Annotated in this window: 5 protein-coding genes and 1 pseudogene; 2 read left to right on the top strand and 4 right to left on the bottom strand. The window is 57.5% G+C overall.

Annotated features, from left to right (window positions below):
- Positions 1-363 precede the first annotated feature (363 nt).
- Positions 364-984, top strand: a complete 621-nt coding sequence (locus VFE81_RS12040; RefSeq protein WP_325044806.1) for a hypothetical protein — start codon at positions 364-366, stop codon at positions 982-984.
- A gap of 104 nt (positions 985-1,088) precedes the next feature.
- Here VFE81_RS12040 and VFE81_RS12045 read toward each other — a convergent pair whose 3' ends face one another.
- Both VFE81_RS12045 and VFE81_RS12050 read right to left on the bottom strand, forming a co-directional pair.
- Complete coding sequence (locus tag VFE81_RS12045) at positions 1,089-1,355, bottom strand: PepSY domain-containing protein (RefSeq protein WP_325044807.1); 267 nt, start codon at positions 1,353-1,355, stop codon at positions 1,089-1,091.
- Positions 1,356-1,505: 150 nt separating this feature from the next.
- The gene (locus VFE81_RS12050) at positions 1,506-3,230 is read right to left on the bottom strand and encodes a thiamine pyrophosphate-binding protein (RefSeq protein WP_325044808.1); all 1,725 of its coding nucleotides are present in this window, start codon (positions 3,228-3,230) and stop codon (positions 1,506-1,508) included.
- A gap of 293 nt (positions 3,231-3,523) precedes the next feature.
- Between VFE81_RS12050 and VFE81_RS12055 the strand changes: the two genes are divergently transcribed.
- On the top strand, positions 3,524-5,773 hold the full coding sequence (locus VFE81_RS12055) for a M23 family metallopeptidase (RefSeq protein WP_325044809.1): 2,250 nt from the start codon (positions 3,524-3,526) through the stop codon (positions 5,771-5,773).
- Positions 5,774-6,369: 596 nt separating this feature from the next.
- On the opposite strand, the gene VFE81_RS12060 is transcribed toward VFE81_RS12055, so the two are convergent.
- Positions 6,370-7,758, bottom strand: a complete 1,389-nt coding sequence (locus VFE81_RS12060; RefSeq protein WP_325044810.1) for an L-serine ammonia-lyase — start codon at positions 7,756-7,758, stop codon at positions 6,370-6,372.
- 28 nt (positions 7,759-7,786) lie between these two features.
- Positions 7,787-8,045: pseudogene (locus tag VFE81_RS12065) on the bottom strand (alginate lyase); the annotation flags it as partial.

Here is an 8,045-nt window from a genome sequence, read left to right on the forward strand (position 1 = left end):
GCGAAATCACTGTTACGTATTTTATACGAGACATATCGTATAATCGGAGGTGCAGTTGTCAATGCCAAGTAAGTACAGGCAAGTAAAGTGGGCCGTTATTGCTGCGCTCCGGTCAGGGAAGTTCCAGCATGAAACCCGTTCTGGAATCAACGTAAAAAACCTTCTGTCAACGGGGCGGGTCACGGCGCAGTTCGTGGAAGCTCTCATCGCCAGAAGCGACGGGACGCAGTACCGATCGTCGCCTCACCACACCGTTGCGTCGATTGACGTCCATATCATCGAATCTGACGGTTGGTACGTGAAGTTCTACTTCGTGGGTGATCCGGAAACCGTGTTTATCAGCGTGCACCAGTGAGTGAAGCCATGAAGATGAAACTTTACGAAGAAGGCGATAAGAGCAAGTCCATCTGCCACCACTGCAAGCAGCTTGTGAGCACGACCTTTTCACGGCGTGATGTGCCTTTCAGTGACGGCAAAGGTGAGGTGAAGAATATTCTCGCGGCGGTGTGCGACGTCTGTCACCACGTGGTCGCTGTTCCGGTGCAATCCACGCCAGCTATTCGAGAAGCACGGCAGAAAAAAGTCAGACCGATCGAGGCGCAACTACCCGCCATCTATCTGGATATTCTCGATTTAGCTGCCTATATGGTTGATGGTGCGAGTTCAACCGAATTTCGTAAGGTACTCATGACGCTCTATCTGCACCGCTTCGCCTCGGGCGAATATCCGCGGGCAAGGCTGATCAAGGCGCATAAATCAGCAATCGAGCGTTTCCAGGAGCACCGCGGCGTCGCACGTCGACGGCTTTCGATGAAAGTGACGCCGCGCATCGCCGAAGATTTGAAGACGCTTATGCTCGCGACAACCATGAGTCAGACGGAAGTCATCAAGTCAGTGATCTATCAAATCCAATCCGACGTGATTGAATCGCACAAGCCTGCGTTGATGAAAGAGCTTAGTGCGTTGTCGGTCATATACGCGTAGTTGTTCGTTTGGCAGGTAATCAGGTTGTAGCGTGAAGGTAAAAAAAGCCCCTCGCTTTTTCCCGCGGGACTTTTTTATGAAGCTACTTGCGTGAGCCGATGGCGTCAGTCCATCTGCTGCCGAATGACCGCAAGCGTCTTGGTGTCGTAGTTCAATTCCACCTTTCTGCCATCCTTGTTGTAGGCCTCGACCTCATAGCAATTGTCGTCGATCTCGAACTTCGCGATCTTGTAGCCTTGCGCTTCGATCTGCGCGCGGGCGTCACTCTCCTTCAACCATTCTGCCGTGGGATGAACTGGACAAGACACGTCCATCGCGAACCCCGCGCTCGACAGTCCCAGCGCACCTGCAAATACCGCAGCCTTAAGCATATTGACTCCCTGAATCGTTCACACGAATGGCTACCTTAGCCGATTCGTCAAACCGTGCACAAGGTGATTGCATGGTAAGTCTGCTGTACGTCAAAGATTCGACTTAAGACTCGCTGGCACAGAGGGACTTTGCCCACGAGCCTTTTTCCGCTAAGCCGTTTCGCCCCGCAGTTTCCTCCCCTGCTCGCGAATCTGCTCCAACGTAGCGCCCGGCGTGCTCGCTTCCTGCGGCATACGAATCTCGATCACCGCCGCACGCCCAGCTTCCATCGAACGCTGCAATGCAGGCAGAAAATCTTCAGTCCGCTCCACCGTCTCCCCATGTGCGCCGAACGACCTCGCGAACGCCGCGAAGTCCGGATTCGTGAGACCTGTGCCGTGCACGCGATTCGGATAGTGCCGTTCCTGATGCATCCGGATCGTGCCGAAGTGGCTATTGTTCACGACGATGAAAATCACATGCAGGTCGTACTGCATAGCCGTCGCGAGTTCTTGCGCGGACATCATGAAGCAACCGTCGCCGGCTAGTGCGACCACCGCGCGTTGCGGGTACATTGACTTCGCCGCGATCGCCGCCGGTACGCCATAACCCATCGCGCCACTGGTCGGCGCGAGTTGCGAGCGGAAATGCCGATACGAGAAATGCCGATGCAGCCACGTTGCGTAATTGCCCGCACCGTTGGTGAGGATCGCGTCTTCCGGCAGATGCGCGCGCAACTGCTGGATCACTTCGCCCATTTGCACGTCGCCGGGAATCGGGCGAGGTTTGCGCCAGTCGAGATACGCGCGATGTGCTTCTTCCGCGGCGCCCGCCCATGCGGGCTTATCAGAAGACGGCTTCAACGCGGCAAGCAGCGCGGCAAGCTCCGGCATGCCGGAGACGATTGGCAGATCCGCGGCATAGACGCGCCCGAGTTCTTCCGCGCCTTGATGCACGTGCACCAGCGTTTGCTTCGTCTTCGGGATGTCGAGCAGCGTGTAGCCGTTGGTTGTTGCTTCACCTAACCGCGGACCCAACGTGAGTAGCAAGTCTGCGTGGCGGATGCGTTGTGCAAGCGCCGGATTGATGCCGAGGCCGACGTCGCCCGCATAGTTCGGATGTTCGTTGTCGAGCGTGTCCTGGAAGCGGAACGCGAGGCCAATAGGTAGTTGCCAATTCTCGACGAAGCGTTGCAGGTCGGCGCATGCATTGGGCGTCCAACCGCTGCCGCCTGCGATCACCATCGGCCGTTGCGCCCCTTCCAGCAGTTGACGCAGCTCTTCGATCTGCGCCGCGGATGGCGACGCCGCCACGCGCTTATATCTCGGCGCGCCGGCCACAAGCTCACACGCATCGCTCAACACATCTTCCGGCAACGACAACACAACCGGCCCCGGCCGCCCCGACGTCGCCGTGTGAAACGCATGGCTCAGATACTCGGGAATGCGTTTCGGATCGTCGATCTGCGCGACCCACTTGGCCATCTGACCGAACATGCGCCGATAGTCGATTTCCTGGAAGGCCTCGCGGTCGAGATGCTCACGCGCGCATTGACCGATCAACAGGATCATCGGCGTGGAGTCCTGAAACGCGGTGTGCACGCCGATCGATGCATGCGTCGCGCCCGGTCCGCGTGTGACGATGGCGACGCCCGGCCGACCGGTCAATTTGCCGACGGCTTCGGCCATGTTTGCGGCCGCCGCTTCGTGCCGGCAGACGATGGTCTGGATGCGGTCGGTTTCGTCGTGTAGCGAATCGAGCACGGCGAGAAAGCTCTCACCAGGTACACAGAAAACACGCTCTACGCCATGCGTCAGCAAGGCATCGACGACGAGGCGCGCGCCGGTGGTTTGGGCAGTGGAAGAATCAGAAACGGGAGCGTTCGGCAGCGACATTGCGATGAAGCCTCCATATGGGTTGGTAATGCTTCTGTCTTGATCAAGCGAATTGTCACCGATAGCTTACGCCGACAGAGAGGTCGACGTCAGTGCATGGCGCGATTCGTCAGATTGCGCAAGAGAATTTTTCGAGATGAATTTGACGCGTAGGATTGAACTGTTTTACCAGGTGCGTCGAAAACATCAAAACCACAAGTCACCGAATTCGCAATTTTCGTGACTATGAACTTTGAGTATGATAAGTAATGCTAATAAGCCCCCCGTTCTTGCTACCAGTATCAGGTCACGAAATGGAGTCCGCTGAAGCGGGAGATACCATTGTCCCAGATCACGATGTGTGTGCCGCTGGCATGCAGGAATGCGCACCAGGAAACGGAGCATATCCGGTCAGCTACAACCTTGGCTGGCATGGTGGCGTGCACCTCATCGCACCTCGCGATGCGCACGGCACCGCTGCTCCGGTGCGTGCCATCGCTGATGGAACGGTCGTCTATGCGCGACAAACCGACGCCAGTGAAAAGGCGGCTTTGTCCTATCGCAATGTACGGACGGACGACGGCTGTGTAGTCATCAGGCATTCGACGGAGATCGGCGATGGTGATAGCGCAAAGGTGAACTTCTTCTCGATCTACATGCATTTGCAAACGGTCATATCGTCGCTGGTTGCGGGTAGGAAAGTCTATCGGAAGGATGTAATCGGCATCGCGGGACAGGTATATGGGCAGATCGGTCAGATACATTTCGAAATCGTCTGCAATCAGGCGGACCTTGAAAAGCTGGTCGGGCGCAGCACGGGGCCGCTCACCGCGACAACTGGCCGAAAAGACGCAATTTACGGGGATATCTGGTTCAGGGTGCCGAAAGGGATCCCGGTGTTCGAAAATCGCGAGCCGCATCCGTATCGAGTAGATGACAGAGGGTCGCCACCCTGTGCCCTCATCACGCCACAAGCGGCGCGTGCGACAGAGCAGGAGTACGTGGTTCAGATGCGATATCAACGAGGCGAATGCACGCTGACCACGTTTCACAAGGGTGTCGATGGGCAGTATGTCGTCTTCGGATCACTGACGTGCGGTAGTGGATATGAATATGGGCTTTACAGGGAGGCCAACCGGCTGAGCGCGAAATATATCGAGTTGAATGAATCGGCGGGAAGCGCCTATGCGGTTGTGCCGACGCCATGCGCAATTTACGAAATACTGCGTTTCGGGCGTACCTTAGGTACCGACTCGCTGCCTGCCGGCGCTAAATTCGGTCACTGGCGAAAAATCACGACACCCGAAGCGGTTGGATGGGTAAATTTGAACCTTACCGGTATCGGCGTCTATAGCGATGCAGACTTGCCGCATTGGGCCGGCTGGGGTCTCATTGACGACGATACGATGGCGAAAAGTCTATGTGGTTCGTCAACGATTAGACGCTGGCTCGATGTGAACGGTGATGGTCACGTGTCACACGCTGAAGCAGTGCAAGGCCTCCATGCCGACGCAGTGCGCAGACGGTTGTCGAAAGCGATCTGCAAATTTCCGATCGAGTGGTCCAGGAACGAGGACTCCATCGACCGCCACTGGGGATGGCTCAAGGAATCGAGTGAAAGCTTGCCTGTGGCGCTGCCTGCGAACGATTTCAATTTGCTGAAGGCCCATATACAAGCTTTAGCGTTTTGGGAGGAAGTCCACGACCCACATCTTCCGCCCGTCGACCAATGCTGGCACTTTCCGCCCAAGGCTTTTATAGAGCATTTCAGGAAATGTGGATGGCTGAGCGCAAACGAACTTTCCCAATGTCTGCCTAGGACATCGCTGTCCGGAAGCGTTCCGTGGAACGTCGCCTTCGAGCGCGGAAGTACGCATGCAAAACCGATAAATCTCATCTACCGAAAGTATCTGAATGAAAGCAGGATTCGGTTGGTGCATTTCCTTGCGCAGACGCATATCGAAACAGATACTCTTCGCACGATGGTGGAGGACTCGACGGGTTATGGCTACGTTTACGGGCCTTTCTATGGCCGCGGATATCTCCAGCTAACGTGGCCGTTCAACTACGATACGTACAGGCGATATCGGGGCGTCGCCAGTCACGGGGTGTCAGCATACGTGGACCCGCGTATCACTTCAACGTCAACGCATGTGTGGGCGGACGGCGCTGCAGTGCAGCGATGGTCGCCTCGATTCGATCCACACATCGTTGCCACCGATCTCATTCATGCTGCCGAATCGGCGGCGATGTATTGGCTAGCGAAGACATTTCGCGGCAAGCACAACATCAATCGCGCGGCGGATCTTGGCACGTCGCCGGCCGTAGTGGGCTTCATCAGCTGGCTCGTCAATGGAGGTGGCCACGGATATGCGAACCGTCAGCAGTTTGCCCCGCTTCTTGCCGACGTATTGCTGGACCAGCCGCGCAGAGCTGGTAGTGGACCTCTCAGTTACCCGCCTTTGACGCCGCCCGGGAGCCCTGCACTTTGCACTACGTTTCCTCCTGCCGCGATACCTTCGACCCAAACTGTAACGATTACCTATGCTGCACAAAAACCTTAGTTTCCTGATTTTTTTCGCAGCAATCCCTGCATGCGCCGACGACTTCCCGTCCTTGCCTCAGGCGTGGACCAACTCGCATTACGGTGCTTGCTATCGTTCAATTGAATTAGGTATGGCGGTGGTGTATGGGTCTGACTATGCGGCCGACGACAACGTGGTGCGCAAGACAGCCAAATACGTTACTGGCGAAATGCTGCTTACCCAAGACCGAACGACGGGTACCAATTCACCGAGGACGATCTTCGAGAAACGCGGTGGGAGTCGATGGTGCGTCGTTTTGACATCACCGCCTGTAGCCAGCATTGAAGCAGTTACAAGCCGAGAGAGATCGGCTCGGCCGGCGCAATGGGTCACGCTTACCCAAGCGGCCCCCGGTTTTCCCGGAACAAAGGTTGTTTATATGTGGAACCGGGCAAAGGCGCTTTATCTCCCTTCGCAGTGTTATCGAGTCTCCCGGACAAAGGCCACAGAGTTTGCTTGCAAAGACGCGTACAACTGATGTGTGGCGGCGCATGCCGATGTCAGGGCGGCACACGCCTCGCAATTCACGTTGCGCGTCTTGTGGTGGTCGCACACTTGCCGCAAACCAGGCGCCCTCAACACTCTACAATATTGACCGCCAACCCACCGCGCGACGTTTCCTTGTACTTCGTTTTCATATCCGCGCCGGTCTGCATCATCGTCTTGATCACCGAGTCCAGCGACACATAATGTGTGCCGTCACCGCGTAGCGCCATTCGTGCGGCATTCACGGCTTTTACCGAGCCCATCGCATTGCGCTCGATGCACGGAATCTGCACCATCCCGCCGACCGGATCGCATGTCAGCCCTAGGTTGTGCTCCATGCCGATCTCGGCAGCATTCTCGACTTGTTCAGGCGTGCCGCCCATCACCGCCGCAAGCGCGCCCGCGGCCATCGAACAAGCCACCCCGACTTCGCCCTGGCACCCCACTTCCGCGCCTGAAATCGATGCGTTCAGCTTGTACAGAATGCCGATTGCTGCTGCCGTCATCAGGAAGTCGATCACGCCCTGCTCGTTCGAGCCTGGCATGAAGCGCGTGTAGTAATGCAGCACTGCCGGAATGATGCCGGCCGCGCCATTGGTCGGCGCCGTGACCACGCGGCCGCCCGCAGCGTTTTCTTCATTCACGGCGATGGCGTAGAGATTGATCCAGTCGACCATCGACAGCGGATCGCGCAGCGCCAGCTCAGGATTACTCGACAGCGCACGATACAACTGTGGCGCGCGGCGCTTTACATGGAACGGACCGGGCAAGTTGCCATCTGCATCCGGATTGTTGATGCCGCAACCGCGCGACACGCACGACTGCATCACGCCCCAGATCTTCAGCAAGCCCGCACGCGTCTCTTCTTCCGTGTGCCAGACGCGTTCGTTTTCCCGCATCAGTTGCGCGATGCTCTTGCCGGTCGATTTGCACAGCGCGAGCAATTCGTTGCCGCTGCGGAACGAATGCGGCAATTGTTCGACGGCACTCAGGACTTTGGTGTTCGGCGCACCCGCCGTCACCACGAAACCGCCACCCACCGACATATACGTCGACTCGCGCAGCGTCTCGCCCTGCGCGTCGAGCGCACGCAGCTTCAGGCCGTTCGGATGTTCGGCCAGCGCCTGACGATAAAACGAAATGTGATCTTTCTGTACGAACGGCACGTCGTGCGTGCCGAGCAACGCGAGCTTGCGCGACGTTTTTACCACTTCCAGCCGCTGCGCGATCGTGTCCGGATCGACCGTGTCGGGCGCATCGCCCATCAAACCGAGCATCACGCCGCGATCAGTGCCGTGCCCCTTGCCGGTCGCGCCGAGCGAACCGTACAGATCCACTTTCACCGATGCCGTCGCCGCAAGCAGCCCGTCGCGTTCGAGCCCTTGCGCGAACATCAGCGCCGCGCGCATCGGCCCGACCGTATGCGAACTGGACGGACCAATGCCGATTTTGAAGAGGTCGAACACGCTGACTGCCATTTACTGCTCCCTGCTGATAAAAGTTGGTTTAGCGCGCCGGCAGCGGCAAACACACGGCGAGCCACGCGGGTGGCGTCGATGCGAGCTGCAGCGCGATCGGCGTATAGCGTCCATCGAGACGCGCCGCCAGGTGAAACAGTTCCGTCGCGTTTTTCGGATCCCATTGGCCCGAATAGCCAGGCAAACCGGCCTCGCGACGTTTGGCATCGAATGGAACGTTCGAATGCACGAATTCTTCATGCGTCTTGCTGCCATCCGCGTACGGCGTGAGCCAGTTCAATGCGGCG

The organism is Paraburkholderia sp. (assembly GCF_035656215.1).
In the GTDB taxonomy this organism is placed as follows: Bacteria; Pseudomonadota; Gammaproteobacteria; order Burkholderiales; family Burkholderiaceae; genus Paraburkholderia.